This is a genomic window from Nonomuraea turcica (assembly GCF_030718205.1).
Lineage (GTDB): Bacteria > Actinomycetota > Actinomycetes > Streptosporangiales > Streptosporangiaceae > Nonomuraea.
This window is the reverse complement of sequence record NZ_JAUZQF010000016.1, coordinates 294031-315134: the sequence shown is the minus strand read 5'-3', so window position 1 is coordinate 315134 and position 21104 is coordinate 294031. Positions and strand designations below refer to the sequence as shown.

Here is a 21104-nt window from a genome sequence, read left to right as displayed (position 1 = left end):
CTGCTTCCCACCCTCCCCGGCGTCTCCCGGATCAGGCTGCGCCCAGCTCCCACCGAACTGCTGCGACAGCCCGGCGAGGAGGTCTCACACCTCCTTCGATTTCCAGCGCCTCACGGCGCACCGCGACTTCGTGTCGCACCCCTGCTGGAGAGCCACACCCGACGCCGTTTTGGAGGGCTCCAGTTCCGCATGAAGCCGTCGCGACATGTTGCCCTGTGTTACACCCTCAGCTAATCTCGGTCCAATGAGTAGTTCATCTGGTCCGCACAGCGGACCACCACCCAGACCGCCGATGCGACGTTGGAACAACCCCGTCCGACCGCAAATGTCGCCACCGTACCTCCCGCAGTGCTCGTCCGGAATGGCAGCGAACCGCTATGGGAGTCCGGCGTAAAGGCAGTCCTGATCATGCCAAGGAGTAGCCGGGTGAAACGTCGAACCGTCATTACCTCGGGCGCCGTGGCAGGCGCCGCCGCTACAATCGGCGTTGTCGGCGCCACGCCCGCGCATGCATTCGCCGCCGATCACCTCACTGCCACTGAAAGGGCAAATGCCCGACGGCCGGAAACCATTGCCGCTCGTCGGCTGATCTTCGGCGTCGAGAATGTCGATCCACGAACCGGTCTGTTACCTGAGGATCGGGTTGTCGTTTCATGGATCACTAATTCCAGCTTCGCTGTCGCAGTGGCCGGTCGGGTGGCCCTCCTCGACACGTTCATCACCCGCCTCGAGGTCACTCCGGGGCGTACCCCATTCGTGATCAAGGACCTCGTCGACCTAGCGCCAAGTGCAATCTTGATCGGCCACGGGCACTCCGACCACGCCGAAAATGCGGCCTACCTCGCAGGAAAGACCGGCGCAACTCTCTACGCCTCGGAAGAGACCTGCGGCGTGATGCGCAGTGACTTCGAGCGCATGAGCAACGACTCCGTGATTCAGAACGATCCTGTCGCTCGCTTCCCGCGTGATGCGACCCTCAACCTGGTTCCGGTGACCACCACGGGTTCCACGCCGGGAACACAGATCCTACGGCTCAAATTCCTGGAGCCCTTCGCCCAGGTGGTCGCCTTCCGCCATCTGCACTCCATCGCGACACCCCCGACCCGACCTACCCCCGTAACACCCTCATCCCCCCGGACGGCGTCCTGCCTGTCGACCCGCGTGATGCCGCCCTATTCCCCGCCGGCATCCCCCTCCGACCTTTCGACCCTCCAGTCCGTGGACAGTTGGATCTCAGGACCGCTGGGGGTGCCGGTGGGCCGGTGGCCATCTTCTACAACATCACCCTGCGCACTGGTTCGAACTTTTCCCTCGCTTGGCAAGACACCATCGGTGCGCTCAGGGAGGGCAAAGGATCAGCATGGCCGGAGGGCACCCCCGCCGACGGAAAGCGCCTCACTGACGTCCTGAAGATAATGGCGCCCGTGGACGTCTTCTCGGCGGCGGTCGGGACGGCCAACTTCCGCAACAACGGATTGCGTGACCTCATCGACTATCAACAGGCACTGCGGGCACGAATCTTCGTCCCTAATCACCAAACCACCGGCGGTTCGGACGTGGGCGAAACGAAGGCAGTGATCCACTACGCCATTTACCTCCAGCAGCTTCGCAATATGGGGGTCCCCGAGAGCGAATGGCCAGACATCCGATGGACAACCGACCCGGCCGATTACCTGAAGCCAATCGCCTTCGACGTATCGAAACCGGACCCGACAACCCACCCGCGCCGGCGCGCCCAACTCAGGCACTTCGACACGTTCCCATACGCAGAAACCCTGACAGCACGGCCCTAGCCAACCAGTACTCCAGTGACACTTCGCGATCTTGAGGCATTGGGGTGGCGTGGCTGTCCTCGACGCGGATCCGCGACCACCCGCGATCTTCAGCTTCAACGAACGGATGGCCACGGGGGTTATCACGCCGCCTCGGAACGCGCCCTGCGGACCTGTCGGTGGGTCGGCTTCGACAACCAGGATCTGATCGCTGCGGGCCTGCGACCCAGGCTCACCACCGTCGCCCTCCCGCACTACGAAATGGGTGCCTGGGCGCTCGGCCGGAGGCGTTCCGCGACGCGGCGGACCGGTACCAGCTCGTGTCCGATTTCGACACGGCCTTCGCCTGGGTGAAGTGCCGGGTCTATCTCAAGGCGGTCGATGCCCTCACCGGCCCGCTGGCGAGCGACATCGACGCCGTCCTCACCGCAGACGGCGCCGACACGGTGCGCCCGCTCCTGGAAGCGGCGGTGCCCTGGGCCCAAAGGGGCCTCGACTAACCGAGCACCCAACAACCCCGCGCGCGATCTGTCAGCGGGAACGAGAAGGAGATGGCTTGCCATGACTGCGCCTGGCTGGCGCCGCCGGCTCACCCGAATCATCTGCATCATCAGTGCCGCGCTGCTTGCGGCCACGCTGCTGACCGGCCTGGCGACCGCGCAGCAGCGCGGAGGCGCGAGCGTCGAGATCCACACGTTGTCTACCCGGCCCGATCGGGTCAGCGGCGGCAACGTGCTGGCCGAGGTCACCAACGTCGATGGGCGCGACCTGCAGATCCTGCTGAACGGTCGGGACATCACGTCGACCTTCCGACCCGGGGGCGAGCCGGGCACGCTCCTCGGGCTCGTCACTGGACTCCACGTCGGGAAGAACACGCTGAGCGTCACCGGCCCAGGAGTACCCTCTCGGACGCTGCGGATCACCGACTACCCGGCGGCGGGACCGATCACCTCCGGCCCGCGCACCGAGCCGTTCATCTGCCAGACCCAAAGCTTCCGGCTGCCCGACGGCACCTTCTTCACCGACAAGCCGGTGAACGACCCGTCGTGTGTTGCCCCGACGAAGGTCACCTACCTCTACCGACCACAGGGGCAGACAAAGCTGATACCGCTGCCCGACCCGACCTCGCCACCAACCGACGTCGCGACGACCACCACGACCACCGGTAAGACGGTGCGCTTCATCGTGCGGGTGGAGACGGCCACGGTGGACCGCGGCATCTACCAGAGCGCCGTCCTGCACGACCCGACAGCCGACCCGGAGCCGACCCCGTTCACCCCGCCGGAAGGCTGGAACCGGCGACTGATTGCGATCCAGGGGTTCGGCTGCCCCGGTGGCTGGTACATCCAGGGCTCGGCCATCGGCAGCTCGACGAACGGCGGCAGGGACTTCGACCTGCTCAGCCCCACCCGCCTCGGCGAGGGGTACGCACTATTCAGCAACACGTTGCAGCACCCGTCGAACAACTGCAACTCCGTGCTTGCTGGCGAGGCGGCCATGATGAGCAAGGAGCGCTTCGTCGAGACCTACGGCATGCCCAAGTACACGGTGAGCCAGGGCTGCTCCGGCGGCTCGTTCACCAGTCTTCAGCTCGCCGACGCCCTGCCCGGACTGTTCGACGGCCTGCTGATCGCGTGCACATTCCCGGACCCGCTGTCCATCGCACTGTCCGGATCGGACGGTCGGCTGCTCGCGCACTACTTCGCCTCCGACGCGTCCGACCTGACCGCCGAGCAGCAGGTGGCGATCTCGGGTTACAAGTTCTCCGGCCCGGACGGGCGGCTCGCATTCATCGACGCGGCCCGGCAATCTGGCCGCACCGACCCGGTACCTGGCCGGGTCGACCCGGCGATCCCGGGCTACACGTCGTCGCCGTTCAACGCCGCGGTGCCTCAGGGGCTGCGCTACGACCCGGTCGACAACCCGACCGGCGCTCGCGGCACGGTCTACGACGCCGCTCGCAACGTATACGGCCTCGAGTCCGACACCGGCTTCGCCCTGCGGCCGTTCGACAACACCGGTGTTCAGTATGGACTGTCTGCGCTCAACGACGGGGTCATCACTCCCGATCAGTTCCTTGACTTGAACGAGCGCATCGGCGGGTTCGACCACGACGCGAATTACGTCGCGCAGCGCTCGGTGGGCAATGTCGGCGCGATCCGCCGCGCCTACCAGAGCGGGCTCGAATTCTCCGGCGGCCGCGGCCTGGCGTCCATCCCCGTGGTCGACTTCTCCGGCCACAACAACGAGGACTCCAATTACCACTACCAGTGGTTCCACTTCGCGACCCGGGAGCGGATGGCCGAGGCGAACGGCCACGCGAAAAACCACGTGATGTGGCGCGGCAACGTTCCCTTCGCCGCGGCGTGGTCCATGTTCATCGACTGGATGGAGGCGGTCCACGCGGACACCTCGAACTCCTCGGCACGCGAGAAGGTGGTGCGCGACAAGCCCACGGCCGCCACCGACGGCTGCTGGACCAGTGACACCCAGTTCGTCGCCGAACGGCAGACCTTCAGCAGCGCGCCAGACTCGACCTGCAACCAGGCGTTCCCGTCGTACGCGTTCCCTCGGTACGAGGCCGGCGGGCCGCTGGCCGCAGACATCCTGAAGTGCCAGCTCAAGCCGATCGACCCCCGCGACTACGACAGGCGGCTCAGTCGCACCCAGCTCAGCCGGCTGCGCCACATCTTCCCCACCGGCGTGTGCGACTGGAGCGAGCCCGGCGTCGCCCAGACCACGGTCGTGCCGTGGGCGTCGTTCGGCCCGGCACCCGAGCGCCTCGTCTTCGACGTCACCAAGGCGAGCGGACCAGAACAGTGACTCACTCGTTTCCGATGTCCTGAGACATCACATGAGTGCCCCCGGCAGGATTCGAACCTGCGGCACCCGCTTTAGGAGTCCGATGAGCGACAGAATTCAATCATGCCTTCTACCTGCGGCTTTGTGGCCGACGCTGTGTCGCAAGACTTAGAGTGGGAAGGCATTGGGAAATGATCATGATCCGCGTTGTGGTCTCGGCCGGTCTGTACTGGGCCACGCCACACACCAAGATCACCACCTGGCAGCGACACAAACCTCCAGTCGCCTGGGCCCGCGACCTGCCACGCTTCAAAGTCCGCGTCAGCCCGACAGTTCACATGCAGCGCGTTGCTGAACACAAGCCTCAACGACCCGGTCTTGAACGCCACCGCCGATAGAACCTGGGCGCCGAACAGAGCCAGCGCACCCGCCACATCCTGCCGCTCAGGGAGGAGTTGGACAATCTCAACCCCAGGTCCCCTCATCGGCCCCCGCGACAGCGCCGCCGCGGTCTCCAACACGACCTCAACATCCGGTCCCAGTGTGAGCGACAGACGATGATCAACTCCGATCCGAGTGACCGCTAGTCCGCGAAGACCCAGAACCCACCGATCTTCATGTTCCACCGGCACCAAAGACTCCATTGCCGAAGCCTGGCAGACCATGAGGCAGCGCCGAAACTCCTCGGTGATCAAGGAAAGCTCCGGCTCCTACCTCGGCCGGGGATCGTCAGCCGGTCACTGACCGCAACCATCAACTGTCCACTTGCTGGTCCGAGTGGCTCTCTAAGCCGACGATATTTTCCGGCTCCTGACCACCAACTGGCTCTCAAGCCGCCTAACATCCGGCTCTCGTTCTCGCTTACCTAATCACGTGGACCGATGCCGGGTTCAAGAACGCGGTCGCCGCGCACGGTGCCGGTCTGGGCATCGACGTGGAGGTGGTGCGGCGCGCCCCGCATACCCTCGGGTTCGCGCCGCTGCCCAAGCGGTGGATGGCCGAGCAGGTCTACGGCGCGCTTGTGCTGGCGTGGCCGTACAGCTTGGCGATCTCGTCGATTGTCAGGTGTCCAGCAAGTAGGAGTAGGTCGCCGAGGCAATGTATGGCAGCGCGGCAGGGCACTGCCTCGTGGATGTCTCTCCGGACTCCTTCCACGGGCCGTTGATCTTTGTCGACGTCGTTGCGCTCCCCTTGGTCTTGCAACGGATCACGACCCGGAAGGTGTGCACGTTCTTGCACGATGCTCTGCCGATGTCGATCTTTGGGGTCCGGTCGGCACTTGCACTGCATGTCACTGAATAGGTGGGCTTGGCCGCCGCAACGCTGCCCGCTGATGCGGAGCTGGGTGTGGAGCTGATCAGGGCGATTGAGCCCATCGTTGCAAGGCCGAGCGTGGTGGTCAAAGCAAGTGTCGGTGCCAGCTTTCGCATGCGATCTCCGTTCGTAGCATCTTGGACTCGATCCACACGGTGAGCAAAGCAGAAGCCGGTATGAGCGCGGTATGTTCCTGCTGCTCAGCCTGGATCCACGGCGGTGAAACTCGAGGCGAGAGCCGCGAAAAGAAGTGAGGTGCCCTCCGAGCTGGGAGGACATAGATGCAATAGATAGTCGTTCATCTGGTTCGCGTGAGGTCGGCGATGAGTGCGGGGATGAGGCGTTCTTCCAGGACCGCGCGGCCGGCGGCGCCCATGGCGTCGGCGAGGGCCTGGTCCCAGAGGCTGGCCGCGGGGCTGCCGGTGAGTGGGGCGGATTCGCCCAGCTCCAGCCCAGAGGAGTAGTCGGCCGCCCCCATCCGCCAGGGAATCGCGCCGTGCCGCAGTTGGGCAGAGGCGAGGATACGCAGCCCGGTCCAGTCGACGTCCGGCACGATCTCGTACTCGACCTGCTGCTGGAGGGTAAGCCGGAACGGGATGCCGTGCGCGGCGGCGTCATCGTCCCGGCACCTTCTTGGCGACGTCCCGGCCGGTCGTTTCGGCGGGAACCCCGGCCGCGACGTGGACGCTTTGGGTGTCCAGCACGACCAGGCTCGGGTCGGCTAATCGCTTCTTCTTCTCGCGCAGGTGCCAGCGCAGCAGGTCGTGGATCGTCTTGTCGGTGCCGTCGTCGCGCCATTTGGCGAAGTAGTAGTACGTCGCGCCCTTGGGCGGCAGGTCATGGGGAAGATAGTCCCATTGGACGCCGGTTCGTCCCTGGTAGCGGATCGCGTTGACGATCTCACGCAGCGCATAGTTGCCTTCGTGGCCGCTGACCGAGGGGTGCGCGGCCTTCCACGCCGTCAGAACCGGCTCGATCAACACCCACTGCGCGTCGGTTAAGTCGCTCGGGTACGGCTTACGCTCAGTCACCGCGCCATCCCAGCACAACTGGACCCGCAGACTGGCGGTAACACAACAAATCCACACGATCACATAACGACATCACGGATGGAGGCTCACGTAGGCACTCTCAGTGACTCGAGGGCGGCTAGGACGAGGTCGAGGCCGAAGGTGAACTCCTCCGCCGGGTCGTAGCCGGCAGCGGCGAGCACCGCGGCGGACTCGTTGAGGTAGGGGAACTCGTTAGGAGGAAGCTGGGGCAGGAAGACGTCCTCGGCCATGTCCGCGAACTCATCGGCGGTGTCGAACGGCAGGCTGGCTTCCTGCAGGGCGAAACCGTAGACATAGCTGTCGAGCAACCAGTTGGCGTGCGTCGCCATCAAGACCGGGAAGCCGGCCCTTCGCAGGCAGGCGGTGACCGCTTCGCGGTGGCGGAGGTTCGCGGGCCCCGGCGATGTCCGCGACTCCATCAGGCCGATCGCCCACGGGTGGCGTGCGAGAACCTGTCGGGCGGATACCGCCCGACGTCGCATCGCTGACTGCCAGTCGGTCTCTTCGGGCGGGAGCTCGATCTCCTCGAACACGACGTCGATCATGGCGTCCAGCAACTCCTCCTTGCTCGCTACGTAGTAGTAGAGCGACATCGCGCCCGCGCCGAGCGCGCCAGCCAGCCGGCGCATGCTCAGCCCTCCGACCCCCTCGCGGTCGGCGAGCCGGACCGCCTCGACCACCACCCGTTGCTTGCTCAGCGCCGCGTCTGACGCCACCTGGCGTTGTTCCCTCGCAGACACGGGTCTCCTCTCGCTCGCTCGAGCGGCTTGACAATCGTCCAGCGCACGGTCATGGTACAGCGTACTACTCGTAGTACAGCGTACGACGTACGATGTACGAACCAGCGAGAGTCGTAGCTCGGACGTGAGGAGGCTTCTGTGGGAATCGAATAGCGATCGAGTGCCGGAGTACGCCTGGCGCCGGGGGCGAGTCCGCCGGGGCGACGACGATGCGGGCCGCCGACCAGCACCGCTACGGCCTGCCCTCAGCGCTCGAGTCGTCCGAGGTCCGGGCTACCGCTGCCCGGTCGAGGCGATGTGCTCGTCCAGGTGGGCGCGGCCTCGGTACATCCCTGCCGCCACTCCGGCGGAGGGACCGCTCCTCTCGAAAGAAGAACCGATGACCATCCGAACGAAAACCCCGAACCTGCTCGACAACCCGCCGGTCCCCGTGCAGGCCAAGCTCGCCGCCGCATGGACCAGCTTCATGTTCCTCTACATCTACGTCGACTACTTCCACCTCCACAAGCCCGGCGTCATCGACAACCTCCGCGCCGGCGTCGTCTTTGAGTTCGACATCAGCCCGACGTTGTTGACCATGATGCTCGCGTCCGTGGCGATCCCGGCCCTGATGGTGATGCTCTCCATGACGCTGCCCGCCCGGGTGAACCGCGCCACGAACCTCGTCGTTGCATCGCTCTACATCCCCTACTCGGTGTTCAACGCGGCAGGGGAGTCCTGGAACTGGGCCCCCTTCTACGGCCTCTCCATCGGAATCGAGGTGCTGCTCCTGGCCTTCATCCTGCGCTCCGCCTGGACCTGGCCTCGAACCCCCGCCGTCCCAGCCGGTCCCGCGACGACCGACCTTCGACAGGACCTTCGACAGTAGGTGTCCGTGTAAAGCCCTACGGCGTGAAGCCCGCCGCCGCGGACACCGGGCCGACCGTGACCAGCTCAGTCGCGGTATACGCAGAGAACCTGCTCACGAGCGGTCCGGTGTCCGCGCCAGCCGCGCCCGTAGGCCAAACGGTGGCTGACCGACCAGCAGACCTCATCCAACCAACCGCAACGACGAAAGGGGCATTAGCTCGCTTAACGCACTCTCAGCGTGCTCGATACCGGCGAGGGGTTGGTACAGGGTCAGTGCATTCATGACTCGGGCGGCCATAACAGTCGAGCCGATTGCCTCGTCGATGCCGCGCGTCGCCACCGCGGGGGCATCGGGATCCCCAAGCAGGACGCGTACCCTCACGCCTGCGCGGGCTTGATTGACCAAGAGGCGGATGATTCCGGTGTCCTCGGCGAGGAAGAGCCCGCTGTAGGTGAGGATGCCGATCTCGCGCGTGGCTGACTGGAACAGGTGTCGCCATGTGGCGCGTGGAACCGCCCAGCGGTGCGGATAGATGGCCTGGACCTCGTCGTTGAAAGCGCGGTGCCGCTGGGTGACCTCGGGCCAGAGGTCGGCTTCCTCGACCTGAAGGAGGTCGGCGACAGCTCAGCGGTGGCGTGGGTAGGGGATGCGGCCCTTGAGCCAGCGATGGACAGTCTTGGGGTCAACGGCGAGTGCGCTGGCGAGGTCTATCGCTTGGATGCGGGCGGCGGCCATCGCGTGGCGCAGGTTGTCGTTCATGGGGGTGGCCTGCTCCTCTCCGGATGACGTCCTTGCTGGGACGTTAACACGAGACGTCCCTAGACGTCCCTGAGTTGCGGTGTTCCGGCCCTCTGCTGTGGAGCGACCCTCGATCGCGAGCAGCAGATCGGACGTATCTGCAGTCAGGAGGGTGCGCATGCGGATGAGTCAGACCGTCAAGGAGCAGCAGAAGGCGTACGCGCAGCGGTTGCTGACCGAGCTGGGTAAGCGGCTGGCCGTGCGTGAGGTCGCGGCGGTGCTGGTGGTGGCCGAGGACGGGCGGCCGGCTCTCGATGTGACCGACAGCCGATGCAGGATGCGGCGGGTGTTCGTGCATCTGCCGTTCTGCTGGTTCTACTGGGGAGATCAGGGGGACGCGCGGGTGTCGTTCCTCAAGATGCCGGTCGCGGTGGACCGGATCGAGCAGGCCGCGCGGGAAGGGTGGCGCGAGGGCGAGCAGGGCGAACTCGGCATCGACCTGAGCAAGATCGTCGATGCTTACCGGGGCTGACCCGGTGGCCACCGACAGGTGGTTGACCGGCGGGCAAGTCTACACACAGGTCGCTGATCGCCTTCGTGAGCAGATCGTCATTGGGGAGTTCCCGCCGGGCGGTGCGCTGCCTTCTGAGGCGCAGCTGTGCGCGAAGTTCGGTGTAGCTCGCAACACTGTACGGCGCGGCCTGGCGCTCCTGGAAGAGGAAGGGCTGATCACGACCATTCCTTCCAAGGGGCGGGTTGTGGCCGCGATTGGCGAGCAGAGTGCGCCGTACCGCTATCTGGCGATCGCCGCAGAGTTGCGCGCCCGGATCGAACGCGGCGAGCTGCAACCCGGTAGTGCGCTGCCGAGCGAGGCGGAACTACGACGGCGTTACGAGGCCTCGCGCAATACGGTGCGGCAGGCGCTCGCCGTGCTGGAACATGACGGTCTGGTCGTGGCCGAGCACGGACGGGGCCGCTTTGTCCGTCCTTCGGCGTAGGACGTCTTGAGACGTCCGGCTTTGTCGTCTAGATCCGCCCATGTCCGGCATGTCTATCGTGGGGAGTGTGGGACAAGCTGAATGGGCGCGTGACCTGGCCAAAGATCTCCTAGCTACGGCCCTGCCACGGCGCTGGGCGCACACGCAGGGCGTCGCCGAGAGGGCGGCATCGTTGACTCCGATTCTCGGTGAGGAGACCGACACCCTGATCGCCGCGGCGTACCTGCATGACATCGGGTACGCCCCGGACCTGGTGGACACAGGGTTTCATCCGCTCGACGGAGCACGCTATCTGCGCGATGTCGTCAAGGCTGATAACACGCTGTGCCGCTTGGTCGCGCACCACTCCTGCGCGGTCAACGAGGCCCTCAATCGCAACCTGTTCGACGCGCTCACGTCCGAATTCGACGAGGAACGTCCGGAGTTGGTCGAGGCGCTGACCTACTGCGACATGACCACCGGCCCGGACGGCACGCACCTTGACGTCACTGAGCGGCTAGCCGAGATCCATTCCCGCTACGGCCCCGAACATGTGGTCAGCCGCTCGATCGCCGCTTCGACCCCGTGCATCATGGCCGCCGTGCATTCGATCCAGTCCGCTCTCGAGGGCTGACCGACGATCATCTCTGCGGCGCCTCGAAGTCGACGAGGTACTCCGCGCTGACCGCACGTAGCCTGGTGCCCACGGCAAGGGCCTCGTCAGGACTCAGAGCGGTCGAGTCCACCTCGACGAGTAGGCGCCCCACCTTGGCGAACAGCACCCTTCTGCCATTCGCCCCCGTCTCGGACAGCCATCGATCCGCCGACAACCGCCGGCAGGATCCAGAATCTTGTTCCCACGCCGCGCACTCCTTGCGTGGATCACCACTGCCGCTGATACGGACCATGACATCGGGCTCGCTCTGCCGGTCCTTGGCGTAGTCGAGCGCCAAGACGTCGTCGGCGATGGTCCACACACCGACCAGTGTGCGTCCAGGGACCTCGTCAGGCACTGCCAGCGGAAGAGATTCGTTGTAGGAGGCGATCAAGTCCCTACGGTGCTGCTGGTTCCTGGCCTCCATCCGTCTCTGCTCGATCGTCGCCGTCATGATCACGCATGTGCACACGACCACAGCCGCGATGAGCCGGGGCAACGGCGACGCCGTACTCAACACTCCGGCGGCGCTCGCATAACTCACCACGGCCAGCACGGTGAATCCGAACCAGGCCAGATGGGGACGGGGACTCGGCACCGTCAGATCCACCGCGTTGTTCAACACCAGCAACAACAAGGGCGCGAGCAACGCGCTACGGATCGGATGCACGATCCTCAGCGCCACGGAGAGCAGCACACCGGCGGGGATGGCCAGCAGTACTCCCACAAGCACCCCGGGCAGGACGGTGTACGCCTCTATGTCCTCCTTGTATAGCCGCGACACCGGATACCCAAGTCCGAGGCCTACCACCAGCCCCACACCAGCGCCCCGGACAAGATCCTTCCCCATGAGCCAACGATGACATCAACCGGCGCAGGGCACAGTCGAACCGCTCAAATAGTGCTTTATCCGCATGCGCATCGACCGATCCATAGGCAACGACAGAACCTTGTCACGTGGCGCCCACCGGACTTCGCGGGATTCGTCGCTGGGGTCGGCTCGCCGCTGATGGCTCGGACGGTGAGGACGATGGAGAACCTTGGCGGGCCTCGCCGTTGCTGGTGTAGAGAATGACGTGGCGGGGGTCGCTGTAGGTCCCGACGAGGCCGATGATCTCGCAGGTGATGCGGCCTGGCGTCCCACGGTGGTCGTTGGTCGGCGACCGGGTTTCGTGACGACGGTCGGCGCGGCAGGGCGACGCCCACCAGGGGGCCCGCCCAGTCAAGAGTCAGGAGGCGAGCGCGTCCGCGTGGCGCCGGAGCACCTCCCGCCATCGTGGGCGGGTTCGTTCCTCTTCCTCCAGTGCCAGCTCCACGGGTGCGCCCGCGGTGCAGACCCCGTAAATCTGCGCCACTATCTCCGGGGTCAGCAAGTGGTCGAAGTGGAAGGAGCCTTCGAAGCCCAACCAAGCCACCGGGCCTGCCTCGCAGGCCCGCCGCAGGCAGACGTTCAGATACCCGGCCAGTTCACCAGGAACCTCATCGAAGATCAGGTCGTACTCGGTCACCCGCCTCCCTGGCAAACGGTCATCCTCGTCCTCGAGTTGGTAGACCCTTACCTGCCGGGGCACGACCTGGCCTGCATGGAAATCCAGTGCGGGCGCCGTCTCACCGGTGTGGACCACGAAGACGCTGATCATGCATCGCACGCCGTCCCACATCAGCGCCTCGGTGATGTTGTCACCCACTGGCTACAGCCCCCACTTCTGCTTGTTAGCCGCGGTCGGCACCACCGTTCCGCAGCGTGGAGATCAGCCGATGTACGGCAGGCCGGTCCCGGCTAGGAAGTGGTCGATCCGCATCCGCATCGACCTGTCCATCTGCAGCTCGGCGACCCGATCACGGGGGACCCAGAGGACTTCGCGAGATTCGCTGCTCGGCCTCGGCTCGCCGCTGACGGGTCGGGCGGTGAGGACCAGAGAGAACTCTTGGCGGGCCTCGCCGTTCGACGTGTAGAGGATGACGTGCTTGGGGTCGCTGTACGTGCCGACCATGCCGGTGATCTCGCAGAGGATGCCGGTCTCTTCCTCGGTTTCCCGTACGGCTGCCGCCGGGATCGACTCGCCAAGGTCAATCGCGCCACCGGGGACGGCCCAGTTGCCGTTGTCGGTGCGGCGGATCATCAAGATGTCGTCCGCGGCGTTGGTGACGATGACGTTCACGGACGGGACCAGGCTGTTGGGTGCTGGGGCGTCGGGGTCGTCGTAGTAGTCGATCCGCTTGGCCATGGCTCAGGACCCTACTGGTCGGGCGCTGTCCCAGACGCGTTCGAAGCTCTCGGCGTAGGTGGCGACCATGTCTCCGCCGATGACCTTACGCAGGTGCAGCACCGGCGCGTTGCCGGCGGGTACGCCGTACACGTGGGTGTTGACGAGGAATTGGTCGTCGGCGCGGTAGATCGAGTTGTACAGCACCGTGGCATGCAGCCGGAATTCGACGTTCTCCCGCTCGCGTAGGGACTGGTATAGGACGAGGACGCTGCGGATCTTGGCGGCCATGCCGTCGTCAATGCCCTCGTCCTTGCCGCGCTGGGCCACCTCGGCGCAGTCCGGGTCGCCGAGCAGGATGCGCACCCGTACTCCGGCGTCGGCCTTCTCGCCGAACATGCGGACCATGCCGGTGTCATCGGCGAGGAACAACCCGCTGTAGACCAGCACACCGATCTCCTCGGACGCGCTGGCGAACAGGCGTCCCCATATGTCCCTGGGGACGGCCCAGCGGTGTGGGTAGACGCTGACGATCTCGGACTCTGACGCTGAGGCGACTTGTTCGCGGGTCAGCGCCCCTGGCCAGAGGTAGGTCTCCTCGGTGCCGAGGTAGGAAGCCACTGCAAAGCGGTGCTTTCGGTACGGCTCCCGGCCTTTGGTGATCCACCGTTCGACCGTCTTGGGGTCAACCTGGATCGCGTTGGCCAGGTCGGTGATGCTCACGCCCTTCTGTAGGAGGGCGGCGCGTAGCCGTTCGTTCGCCATATCACCTGCTCCGGGGACGTCCGGGGACCTGGACATCGTAGGCCGGACGTCTTGAACATGTCCCGTCGTGTAGTGATCTCGTCCTAACTCTCCGTCGCAATCTTGGTGTCGCCAGGCAGCACCGGAACGACCGAAAGGAGAGGTGATCACCATGAATCACGACATCTACCCCGAGCCCACCTGCGCGTGTGGGGCACTGCTCGACGAGGGGCGGGAACTCTGCCGCAAGTGCCGGGCCCGGGACCGCTGGCTCAGGAAGCAGGCGGCCAAGCGCAAAGGCGGCGGGCGGCGCGGTGAGACCCGCCGCCCCCCGCGCGCTCCTCGCGGCCTGGCCGCGGCGGGGGTGATCTGGTCATGACCACGATCCCGCTGATCATCGCCGGAGTTCTCGGCGTCACGCTGCTGGCGGGCTACATCATGGTCCTGGTCGGGATCCGCCGCGAGGACAAGGCCCTGAACCTGCGTCAGCGCCCGAATGGAGCGTCGGCGTCGCTGGCGCGGAAGGTTACCGGCTGCTACGCCCGGGGCCGGCGTGTCGTGGACGTAGCCAACTGCTCCTCGACACGTGAAAGGCGTTCCGAAAGGTCGCGAACGGCGGAGCGCAGTTCGGTCACCTCGCTCGCCAGGTCGCCGGCGGGTGCGGCGTCGGTGTCGCGGACGAACACTCCCTTGCCCTGCTGGCCGATCACCAGGCCCTCGTTCCGCAGGATGCCGACGGCCATCTTCACCACCGACAGCGAAGCGTCGTACTGCTCGGCGAGTTGGGCGGTGGACGGCAGGGGAGTGCCGGGCGCCAGAGAACCGCCGCGGATCTGCGCTCGGAGATCGTCGGCGATCTGGAGGTAGCCGGGTCGCCCGGTTTTCTCGACCATCGCGATCCATCACACCACGAAACCTCAACCAAGCCAACCGAGAGGACGTTGACAACTGAGCCAACTAGGTTAACTATGTTGGCTAGGATGAATAAGGAGGTCACAGCATGCGTTCCGTTCCCATCCCTGTGGATGCCAGCAAGCTCGCCATCACCTGCGTCAAGGCCCCGCGTCCGCGGGTGCTCAACCGCGACACCGGCGAGATCAAGACCGACAAGAACGGCAACACCGTCTTCGAGATCACTGTCTCGGTAGAGGACGAGTTCGGCCGGATCGAACTCGTCAAGATCGCCACCACCGGAGAACCGCCCATCAGCGTCGGCGATCAGGTCAACCCGGTCGGCCTACTCGGCTACGTCTGGGAGATCGCCGGCCGGTGGGGCATCAGCTACCGCGCCTCGGCCCTCCTCCCGGTGCGGGAGAGCGCCGATGCGTGACGCGCCCGTCCTGCTCACAGTTCTGGCCGCTGTCGCGGCCGGGCTGTGGGCCTGGCGCCGCTGGCACCATCAATCGTTCTGGCTGGTGGTCGGTTACCCGATCACCGCCCTGTCCGTACTCGCGTCCTGGCGACGAGTCGCCCTCGGCTGCGGGCTGACCAAGAAGCGGCAACGCTTCTGGTTCACCACCGTGCCGGGCATGGTCGCCTCCACCGGCGTCGTGAAGGTCAAGCGCCGCTTCCAGCGCATCGCGGTGGACACCAAGCCGTTCATGTGGCTACCGATGCCCACCCGGCACGGCTGGCGCGTCACCCTGCACACCCTGGAAGGCCAGACACCAGGCGACTACGCCGACGCCGCCGAACGCCTGGCCCACTCCTGGGGCGTGCACGCCATCCGCGCCTCCTCACCCCGGCCCGGGCGCGTGGTGCTGATGGCCACCATGCGAGACCCGCTAGTCAAGGTCGATCACCTGCCCGCCTCCACGGACCTGCTCAAGGTCACCGTGGGACGGCTGGAGAACGGCAAGCCGTGGACCATCGACTTCCGCACAGTGCCGCATTGGCTGAACGCGGGCGCGACCCAGTCCGGCAAGTCGAACCTCGCCAACGCCCTGATCATCGGGCTGTCTCCGCAACCCGTCGCCTTGGTCGGCTTCGACCTCAAGGGCGGGGTCGAGTTCACGCCCTATGGCCCGCGCCTTTCCGCGCTGGCCACCTCACGCGCCGAGACGGTCACCCTGCTGGATGACCTCGTCGGCCTGATGGTCGATCGGATGGGGCTGTGCCGCCAGGCAGGTGCCCGAAACATCTGGCAACTCCCGCCCGGCATCCGCCCTACCCCGATCGTCGTCCTGGTCGATGAGCTGGCCGAGCTTTACCTGATGGCCGACAAGAGCGAGAAGGACGAGATCGCCAAGACCTCGACCGCGCTGCTACGGGTGGCGCAGCTCGGGCGGGCGTTCGGCATCTACCTGTTCTGCTGCGGCCAAAGGATCGGCTCCGACCTCGGCCCCGGGGTCACCGCGCTCCGGGCTCAGTGCTCGGGCCGGATCTGTCACCGGGTCAACGACCCGGAGACCGCCACCATGACCCTCGGCGACCTCGACCCGGCCGCCCTGGTCTCCGCTCGCGCCATCCCTGCCGAGACACCCGGCGTCGCCATCGTCGCCGGCCAGGACGGCCAGTGGTACCGCGCCCGCTCCTTCTACGTCACCGAGCAGGCCGCCGAACACGCTGCCCGTGCCTACGCCGACCTCGCCCCGGCCTGGGACGAGATCACCAGCCACCTACCCGAGTCCATCAACGCCTGAAGGGAGAGGACGATGCGACGCTTGGCCTGCTGGCTGCTCGACACCGGCCCGGTTCTCGTCCTGGTCATCATCGCCGGTGCCGGATCGTTCACCCACATCCGCGACACCGCCGCCGAGCACGGCCAGACCGGCTGGATGTCCTGGGCCATCGCCGTCTGCATCGACCTGACCTGCGTCATGGCCGCCCGCGAACGCCAACGCGACAAGAAAACCGGCAGAGCACCGCGCGGCCTCGTCTCGTGGCCCGTCCTGGTCCTGGTCGGCGGAATCGTCCTGTCGCTGGCCGCCAACCTCGCCCAAGCCGCCCCAACCGTCTGGGGCTGGATCACCGCCGCCACCCCGGCGGGCGCCTTCCTGCTCGCCGTCTCGATGCTCGAACGCCGCGCCTCTCACGCCCGCCCCGAGGCAACGGAGATCCCGGAAGTCTCGTCCTCACCCGTCCTGACCCCGTCCGCCGTCCCGGAACTCGTCCCCACCGACGAGCAGGACGAGGACGACCGCCAGGACGAACAGGAGGACCGTCCTGCGCCGGCACTCGTCGACTACGCCCGTCGTGTCGCCGATGAACACCAGGCCAAGCACGGCAAGCCCATCACCCGCGACGCCCTGCGCGCCCACCTGGGCGTGTCCAACCAACTCGCCTCGGACCTACTCCGCACAGTGCGCACCGCCTAACACAGAAGGGAGATCACCCCATGACCTGCAACCGCCGCACTGACCTCATCAATGGCCTGCTCGACCTGGCCGCCTTCCTGGAGGCTCACCCCGAGGTGCCCGTCTCCTCTCATGCCGTCGTCCATCACTTCCCCGAGTACGACAGCGACGCCGACATGCGCGCCGAGATCGATCAGATCGCCGCGCACGTCGGCTCCCGCATCGACTTCGAGGACTCCCCGTACGGGCACTACGCCACCACGGTCTGCTTCGGGCCGGTGGAGTACCGGGCCGTGGCCGTACTGACCGCTGCCCGCGCCCGCCACGCCGCCGAACAGAGCTACACCGGCTGCATCGAGCCCGACCCGGCACCCGCCACCTGACCACCAGGAGAAACGACCATGCGCATCCGCCTCGACGGCACCCGCGCCGAAGTCATCGACGCTCTGTTCCGGCTGCGCCTGAACTTCACCGTCACCGGTGCCTCACGGCTCTATCCCGACCGCTCCAGGCCATCCCACTGGCGCATTTACCTCACCACGACACCGCGCCCAAGGAGGTGAACAGCCCTTGATCGAGATCATCCACTACCGCTGCTGCACCTGCACCGGAACCGGCCTCGACAACGACCGCAACCAATGCCGCGACTGCGACGGCACCGGCATCGACAACCACGGCGCATAACGCGCAGCGCCCCCGGCCTGGCCGCACATCCGCCAAGACACACGCCAGGTCGGGGGCCATCCCCTCACCCGAACGAGTGAAAGGAGGCTTCCATCTTGCCTGCATGCACCAGCAACCCGCACGCCCTTGCGGGCCTGATCGCCCGACTGAACGCCCCGGACTACGACCGGTGGGCCGCCCAGATCCGCGCCACCGGCGGCTGCCGCCAGCCCATCCACCTGCGCGGCAAGGTCGAACACTACGACCGCGCCACCGGCCAACTCCTACACCGCTACACCACCCACCACGAACCTGACGGAATCCTTCGCCTGCCCTGCAAGACCCGCCGCGCCTCCCGCTGCCCGGCCTGCGCCGAGGTCTACCGCGCCGACACCTACCACCTCATCCGCGCGGGCCTGATCGGTGGCAAGGGCGTGCCCGAGAGCGTCACCGGCCATCCCACGCTGTTCGTCACCCTCACTGCACCGAGTTTTGGAACGGTCCACACCCGACGCGAGCAAAACGGCAAGGTCCTGCCCTGCCACGCCCGCCGCGACGCCGAAACCTGCCCACACGGCCGCGTCATGTCCTGCACGGCCAAGCACCGCCCCGACGATCCCCAGCTCGGCGAACCGCTGTGCCCGGACTGCTACGACTACACCGGGTCAGTCTTGTTCAACGCCCTGGCGCCACTGCTGTGGAAGCGCTTCGCCGACTGCCTGCGCCGCCGCCTGGCCAAGCTCGGCGGCCTGACCCTCAAGGACCTCCGCGAACACCTCACCGTCTCCTTCGCCAAGGTCGCCGAATACCAGCGCCGCGGCGTCGTCCACTTCCACGCCGTCATCCGCCTCGACGGTCCCGGCGGTCCTGCCGCGCCGCCACCGCCCTGGGCCACCGCTGATGTCCTGACGCAAGCCGTACGGCACGCCGCTCAGGTAGTCAGCGCCCTTGTGCCCGCCATCGACGACCAACCCGCCCGCCTGTTCAAGTGGGGCCAACAGCTCGACATCCGCCCCATCACCTTGGACGGCGACCTCACCGAACAAGCCGTCGCGGGATACGTGGCCAAGTACGCCACGAAAGCGGCCGAATGCGTCGGCACCCTCGACCGCCGCATCAACCCCCTCGACAACCTCGACGCCTTCAACCTTCGTGAGCACGCCAAACGCCTGATCGCCGAGTGCCTGCGCCTCGCCGCCATCGAGGACCTGGCCGAACTCCGCCTTGCCAATTGGGCCCACATGCTCGGCTTCCGCGGCCACTTCTCCACCCGATCCCGCCACTACTCCACCACCCTCGGCGAACTCCGCGCCGCCCGCGAACAGCACGCCCGCGACCACGAGATCACCACAGGCCGCCTGCCCCTCTTCGAGGAGGACACCGTCCTCGTGATCAGCGAATGGACCTACGCAGGCAAGGGCTACAGCCTCGGAGACCAGGTCCTCGCCGCAGCAATAGCGGGAACCCGCCTCCCGGACATGGCGGGTGATGCCCGATGAGTCGCTGTGACGAGCTGCTGACCGTCGCTCAGGTGCTCGCCGAGCTGGGCGGGGTATCTCGCCGCACCTTCTACCGCTGGCGCGAGCTCGGCCGCGGCCCGGTCTGCATTCAACTGCCTAATCTCGAACTCCGCGTCTGGCGGAGCGACCTCATGGCCTGGCTCGACTCCCGGCGCGAGGCGGCGTGAACACCACCTACTACGTCCAGATTGGCCAGGTCCAACAGCGCTCCAACCGCGGCACGCCCGCCTACATCGCGCGCTGGCGAGTGGCAGGCAAGGACAGGTCCAAGACTTTCCGGACCAAGGGCCTGGCCAACGCCTTCATGGCCGACCTGCGCCAGGCGACCAAGGCGGGGGAGGAGTTCGACGTCGCCACCGGCCTGCCGGTATCGATGCTCGCGCCTGCGGCTTCCGGGCCGTCGTTCCTGGAGTTCGCTCAGGCCTACGTGCTCCGGCGCTGGAACACCTCAGCGGCCCGGACCCGCGAGACGGACGCGTACGCGCTGTTGACGCTGATCCCTGCTCTGGTGGCCGACGTACCGCGCCGTCCGGCCGATGAGGAACTACGCGAGGTCCTCAAGCTTCACGTTCTCCTGCCGGAGAGCAGGCGGGCCGAGCTGACTACGGCTCAAGCTGCGGCGTTGAGCTGGCTGGAGAGGGCGTCTCTGCCGCTGTCGGCCTTGGGGGAGGCGCACGTGCTTCGTACGGCCCTCGACGCCATCTCCATCACCTTCGCCGGGACTCCAGCGGGGGCGAACACGGTGCGGCGTAAGCGTTCCATCCTGCATCACCTGCTGGAGCACGCGGTAGAGCAGAAAGCGTTCAGCAGCAACCCGCTGGACGAGATCAAATGGACGGCGCCAAAGGCAGCTACGGTCATCGACCCTCGCACGGTAGTCAACCCGGCGCAGGCCCGGCAGCTCCTCGACGCGGTCCCCAAGATTGGCCGCAGGCGCGGTGTTCGGCTCAAGGCGCTGTTCGCCTGCATCTACTACGCCGCCCTTCGACCGGAGGAGGCGGCCGATCTGCGGCTGAGGAACTGCACGTTGCCCGAGTCGGGTTGGGGCCTGATCGTCCTGGAGAAGGCCCGGCCTCAGGGAACGAAGCGCTGGACCAACTCCGGCGAGACTCACGAGTCGCGCTGCCTGAAGCACCGTGCGGACAAGGAGACCCGAGAGATCCCGATCCCGCCCGTCCTGGTCGCCATGCTCCGCGAGCACATCGCCGAGTACGGCACCGCCAAGGACGGCAGAATCTTTCGCACGGGCACCGGCGGCTCCTATTCCAGCTCGGCCTACTCCTACGTCTGGCAGGAAGCCCGCAAGCTCGCGCTCACGCCGGAGCAAGTGTCCTCGTCGCTGGCCGCCAGGCCGTACGACCTCCGCCACGCGGCAGTCTCGCTCTGGCTGAACGCAGGCGTCCCGGCCCCCGAGGTAGCCAAGCGTGCCGGTCACAGTGTTGATGTCCTGCTGCGCGTCTATGCCAAGTGCATCGACGGCCAGCAAGAGCACATTAATGGCAAGATCAACAAAGCCTTGGATGCATAGATCACGCTTGTCCACCTTCGGCCCTGGTCTGACCGGGGCCGTTTCACTTCTCGGTGCTCACCATGCCGCGTCGTTCCCGCCAAACGCCGACACGCTGCGCCACGCTGGCATGCACGCGCAGCGAGAAGGGAGGAGCATGCACCAAGACCACGGCCACCCTGCCCCGTCATCCAAAGAGTTCCGCCCGCTGCGGCGACCACCATACGGCCTGCCGCTTCGGCCTCGGCCCCACACTGCGTCGGACTC

General features: G+C 66.4%; 28 protein-coding genes. 17 read left to right on the top strand and 11 right to left on the bottom strand.

Translation table 11 applies throughout. The features are described from left to right. Nucleotides 1-426: 426 nt before the first annotated feature. From Q9G87_RS37050 to Q9G87_RS37035, 4 genes are all read left to right on the top strand, one after another. Nucleotides 427-1410, top strand: coding sequence for an MBL fold metallo-hydrolase (locus Q9G87_RS37050; RefSeq protein WP_305921227.1), 984 nt, complete (start codon nt 427-429; stop codon nt 1408-1410). A 14-nt stretch (nt 1411-1424) separates the two neighbouring features. Continuing rightward, entirely contained in the window at nt 1425-1793 is a 369-nt protein-coding gene (locus tag Q9G87_RS37045) for a hypothetical protein (RefSeq protein WP_305921226.1), read from the top strand. Between the two features lie 299 nt (nt 1794-2092). After that, nucleotides 2093-2272, top strand: a complete 180-nt coding sequence (locus Q9G87_RS37040; RefSeq protein ID WP_305921225.1) for a hypothetical protein — start codon at nt 2093-2095, stop codon at nt 2270-2272. Between the two features lie 61 nt (nt 2273-2333). Then, complete coding sequence (locus tag Q9G87_RS37035) at nt 2334-4595, top strand: DUF6351 family protein (protein WP_305921224.1); 2262 nt, start codon at nt 2334-2336, stop codon at nt 4593-4595. A gap of 71 nt (nt 4596-4666) precedes the next feature. Here Q9G87_RS37035 and Q9G87_RS60895 read toward each other — a convergent pair whose 3' ends face one another. The 5 genes from Q9G87_RS60895 to Q9G87_RS37015 all read right to left on the bottom strand — a co-directional run bounded on the left by Q9G87_RS60895 (nt 4667) and on the right by Q9G87_RS37015 (nt 7680). Next, a complete protein-coding gene (locus tag Q9G87_RS60895) occupies nt 4667-5218 on the bottom strand; it encodes a DUF6188 family protein (RefSeq protein WP_371825881.1) in 552 nt (183 codons plus the stop codon). 417 nt (nt 5219-5635) lie between these two features. After that, complete coding sequence (locus Q9G87_RS37030) at nt 5636-6004, bottom strand: hypothetical protein (protein ID WP_305921223.1); 369 nt, start codon at nt 6002-6004, stop codon at nt 5636-5638. A gap of 182 nt (nt 6005-6186) precedes the next feature. Further along, a complete protein-coding gene (locus Q9G87_RS37025; RefSeq protein WP_305921222.1) occupies nt 6187-6441 on the bottom strand; it encodes a DUF2399 domain-containing protein in 255 nt (84 codons plus the stop codon). Nucleotides 6442-6502: 61 nt separating this feature from the next. After that, on the bottom strand, nt 6503-6919 hold the full coding sequence (locus Q9G87_RS37020) for a transposase (RefSeq protein WP_305921221.1): 417 nt from the start codon (nt 6917-6919) through the stop codon (nt 6503-6505). A gap of 86 nt (nt 6920-7005) precedes the next feature. Then, nucleotides 7006-7680, bottom strand: coding sequence for a TetR/AcrR family transcriptional regulator C-terminal domain-containing protein (locus Q9G87_RS37015; RefSeq protein ID WP_305921220.1), 675 nt, complete (start codon nt 7678-7680; stop codon nt 7006-7008). A 379-nt stretch (nt 7681-8059) separates the two neighbouring features. Here Q9G87_RS37015 and Q9G87_RS37010 point away from each other — a divergent pair, with 379 nt between their 5' ends. Beyond that, the gene (locus Q9G87_RS37010; protein WP_138720462.1) at nt 8060-8548 is read left to right on the top strand and encodes a DUF6326 family protein; all 489 of its coding nucleotides are present in this window, start codon (nt 8060-8062) and stop codon (nt 8546-8548) included. Nucleotides 8549-9154: 606 nt separating this feature from the next. Here Q9G87_RS37010 and Q9G87_RS37005 read toward each other — a convergent pair. Beyond that, nucleotides 9155-9289, bottom strand: coding sequence for a helix-turn-helix domain-containing protein (locus tag Q9G87_RS37005; RefSeq protein ID WP_305921219.1), 135 nt, complete (start codon nt 9287-9289; stop codon nt 9155-9157). A gap of 157 nt (nt 9290-9446) precedes the next feature. Here Q9G87_RS37005 and Q9G87_RS37000 point away from each other — a divergent pair, with 157 nt between their 5' ends. The 3 genes from Q9G87_RS37000 to Q9G87_RS36990 all read left to right on the top strand — a co-directional run bounded on the left by Q9G87_RS37000 (nt 9447) and on the right by Q9G87_RS36990 (nt 10879). After that, nucleotides 9447-9800 carry a hypothetical protein gene (locus Q9G87_RS37000; protein WP_305921218.1) on the top strand — a complete coding sequence of 118 codons (354 nt, stop codon included), beginning with the start codon at nt 9447-9449 and terminating at the stop codon, nt 9798-9800. A gap of 4 nt (nt 9801-9804) precedes the next feature. Then, complete coding sequence (locus tag Q9G87_RS36995; RefSeq protein WP_305921217.1) at nt 9805-10266, top strand: GntR family transcriptional regulator; 462 nt, start codon at nt 9805-9807, stop codon at nt 10264-10266. 67 nt (nt 10267-10333) lie between these two features. Continuing rightward, nucleotides 10334-10879 (top strand): HD domain-containing protein, encoded by a 546-nt coding sequence (locus Q9G87_RS36990; RefSeq protein WP_305921216.1) that lies wholly within the window; start codon nt 10334-10336, stop codon nt 10877-10879. Between the two features lie 7 nt (nt 10880-10886). Here the strand turns inward: Q9G87_RS36990 and Q9G87_RS36985 are convergent, their stop codons facing one another. The 4 genes from Q9G87_RS36985 to Q9G87_RS36965 all read right to left on the bottom strand — a co-directional run bounded on the left by Q9G87_RS36985 (nt 10887) and on the right by Q9G87_RS36965 (nt 13872). Further along, on the bottom strand, nt 10887-11750 hold the full coding sequence (locus Q9G87_RS36985) for a hypothetical protein (RefSeq protein WP_305921215.1): 864 nt from the start codon (nt 11748-11750) through the stop codon (nt 10887-10889). Between the two features lie 379 nt (nt 11751-12129). Then, nucleotides 12130-12588, bottom strand: coding sequence for a hypothetical protein (locus tag Q9G87_RS36975; RefSeq protein WP_305921214.1), 459 nt, complete (start codon nt 12586-12588; stop codon nt 12130-12132). A 63-nt stretch (nt 12589-12651) separates the two neighbouring features. Then, nucleotides 12652-13128: an NUDIX hydrolase gene (locus tag Q9G87_RS36970; protein WP_305921213.1), complete on the bottom strand. Its 477-nt coding sequence runs from the start codon at nt 13126-13128 to the stop codon at nt 12652-12654. 3 nt (nt 13129-13131) lie between these two features. Then, complete coding sequence (locus Q9G87_RS36965) at nt 13132-13872, bottom strand: XRE family transcriptional regulator (RefSeq protein ID WP_305921212.1); 741 nt, start codon at nt 13870-13872, stop codon at nt 13132-13134. Nucleotides 13873-14023: 151 nt separating this feature from the next. On the opposite strand from Q9G87_RS36965, the gene Q9G87_RS36960 reads away from it, so the two are divergent. After that, nucleotides 14024-14230: a hypothetical protein gene (locus Q9G87_RS36960; protein ID WP_305921211.1), complete on the top strand. Its 207-nt coding sequence runs from the start codon at nt 14024-14026 to the stop codon at nt 14228-14230. A 157-nt stretch (nt 14231-14387) separates the two neighbouring features. Here the strand turns inward: Q9G87_RS36960 and Q9G87_RS36955 are convergent, their stop codons facing one another. Further along, the gene (locus Q9G87_RS36955; protein ID WP_305921210.1) at nt 14388-14744 is read right to left on the bottom strand and encodes a GntR family transcriptional regulator; all 357 of its coding nucleotides are present in this window, start codon (nt 14742-14744) and stop codon (nt 14388-14390) included. 107 nt (nt 14745-14851) lie between these two features. Between Q9G87_RS36955 and Q9G87_RS36950 the strand changes: the two genes are divergently transcribed. From Q9G87_RS36950 to Q9G87_RS36915, 8 genes are all read left to right on the top strand, one after another. Next, a complete protein-coding gene (locus Q9G87_RS36950; protein WP_305921209.1) occupies nt 14852-15181 on the top strand; it encodes an SCO3933 family regulatory protein in 330 nt (109 codons plus the stop codon). After that, nucleotides 15174-16493, top strand: coding sequence for an FtsK/SpoIIIE domain-containing protein (locus Q9G87_RS36945; RefSeq protein ID WP_305921208.1), 1320 nt, complete (start codon nt 15174-15176; stop codon nt 16491-16493). Before Q9G87_RS36950 ends, Q9G87_RS36945 begins: the two co-directional genes overlap by 8 nt. 12 nt (nt 16494-16505) lie before the next feature. Further along, a complete protein-coding gene (locus Q9G87_RS36940; protein ID WP_305921207.1) occupies nt 16506-17168 on the top strand; it encodes a DUF2637 domain-containing protein in 663 nt (220 codons plus the stop codon). Between the two features lie 20 nt (nt 17169-17188). Beyond that, nucleotides 17189-17530, top strand: a complete 342-nt coding sequence (locus Q9G87_RS36935; protein ID WP_305921206.1) for a hypothetical protein — start codon at nt 17189-17191, stop codon at nt 17528-17530. Between the two features lie 18 nt (nt 17531-17548). Beyond that, the gene (locus Q9G87_RS36930; protein WP_305921205.1) at nt 17549-17710 is read left to right on the top strand and encodes a hypothetical protein; all 162 of its coding nucleotides are present in this window, start codon (nt 17549-17551) and stop codon (nt 17708-17710) included. A 216-nt stretch (nt 17711-17926) separates the two neighbouring features. Continuing rightward, entirely contained in the window at nt 17927-19309 is a 1383-nt protein-coding gene (locus Q9G87_RS36925; protein ID WP_305921204.1) for a replication initiator, read from the top strand. Then, a complete protein-coding gene (locus tag Q9G87_RS36920; RefSeq protein WP_305921203.1) occupies nt 19306-19497 on the top strand; it encodes a helix-turn-helix transcriptional regulator in 192 nt (63 codons plus the stop codon). Before Q9G87_RS36925 ends, Q9G87_RS36920 begins: the two co-directional genes overlap by 4 nt. After that, on the top strand, nt 19494-20858 hold the full coding sequence (locus Q9G87_RS36915) for a tyrosine-type recombinase/integrase (protein ID WP_305921202.1): 1365 nt from the start codon (nt 19494-19496) through the stop codon (nt 20856-20858). Before Q9G87_RS36920 ends, Q9G87_RS36915 begins: the two co-directional genes overlap by 4 nt. Nucleotides 20859-21104 lie beyond the last annotated feature (246 nt).

Bases quoted from the DNA above. Each gene is read 5' to 3' on its own strand.
- Q9G87_RS37035 (WP_305921224.1), top strand. From the start codon at position 2,334: ATGACTGCGCCTGGCTGGCGCCGCCGGCTCACCCGAATCATCTGCATC.
- Q9G87_RS60895 (WP_371825881.1), bottom strand. From the start codon at position 5,218: ATGGAGTCTTTGGTGCCGGTGGAACATGAAGATCGGTGGGTTCTGGGT.
- Q9G87_RS37030 (WP_305921223.1), bottom strand. From the start codon at position 6,004: ATGCGAAAGCTGGCACCGACACTTGCTTTGACCACCACGCTCGGCCTT.
- Q9G87_RS37010 (WP_138720462.1), top strand. From the start codon at position 8,060: ATGACCATCCGAACGAAAACCCCGAACCTGCTCGACAACCCGCCGGTC.
- Q9G87_RS37005 (WP_305921219.1), bottom strand. From the start codon at position 9,289: ATGAACGACAACCTGCGCCACGCGATGGCCGCCGCCCGCATCCAAGCG.
- Q9G87_RS37000 (WP_305921218.1), top strand. From the start codon at position 9,447: ATGCGGATGAGTCAGACCGTCAAGGAGCAGCAGAAGGCGTACGCGCAG.
- Q9G87_RS36985 (WP_305921215.1), bottom strand. From the start codon at position 11,750: ATGGGGAAGGATCTTGTCCGGGGCGCTGGTGTGGGGCTGGTGGTAGGC.
- Q9G87_RS36970 (WP_305921213.1), bottom strand. From the start codon at position 13,128: ATGGCCAAGCGGATCGACTACTACGACGACCCCGACGCCCCAGCACCC.
- Q9G87_RS36965 (WP_305921212.1), bottom strand. From the start codon at position 13,872: ATGGCGAACGAACGGCTACGCGCCGCCCTCCTACAGAAGGGCGTGAGC.
- Q9G87_RS36960 (WP_305921211.1), top strand. From the start codon at position 14,024: ATGAATCACGACATCTACCCCGAGCCCACCTGCGCGTGTGGGGCACTG.
- Q9G87_RS36955 (WP_305921210.1), bottom strand. From the start codon at position 14,744: ATGGTCGAGAAAACCGGGCGACCCGGCTACCTCCAGATCGCCGACGAT.
- Q9G87_RS36950 (WP_305921209.1), top strand. From the start codon at position 14,852: ATGCGTTCCGTTCCCATCCCTGTGGATGCCAGCAAGCTCGCCATCACC.
- Q9G87_RS36945 (WP_305921208.1), top strand. From the start codon at position 15,174: ATGCGTGACGCGCCCGTCCTGCTCACAGTTCTGGCCGCTGTCGCGGCC.
- Q9G87_RS36940 (WP_305921207.1), top strand. From the start codon at position 16,506: ATGCGACGCTTGGCCTGCTGGCTGCTCGACACCGGCCCGGTTCTCGTC.
- Q9G87_RS36935 (WP_305921206.1), top strand. From the start codon at position 17,189: ATGACCTGCAACCGCCGCACTGACCTCATCAATGGCCTGCTCGACCTG.
- Q9G87_RS36930 (WP_305921205.1), top strand. From the start codon at position 17,549: ATGCGCATCCGCCTCGACGGCACCCGCGCCGAAGTCATCGACGCTCTG.
- Q9G87_RS36920 (WP_305921203.1), top strand. From the start codon at position 19,306: ATGAGTCGCTGTGACGAGCTGCTGACCGTCGCTCAGGTGCTCGCCGAG.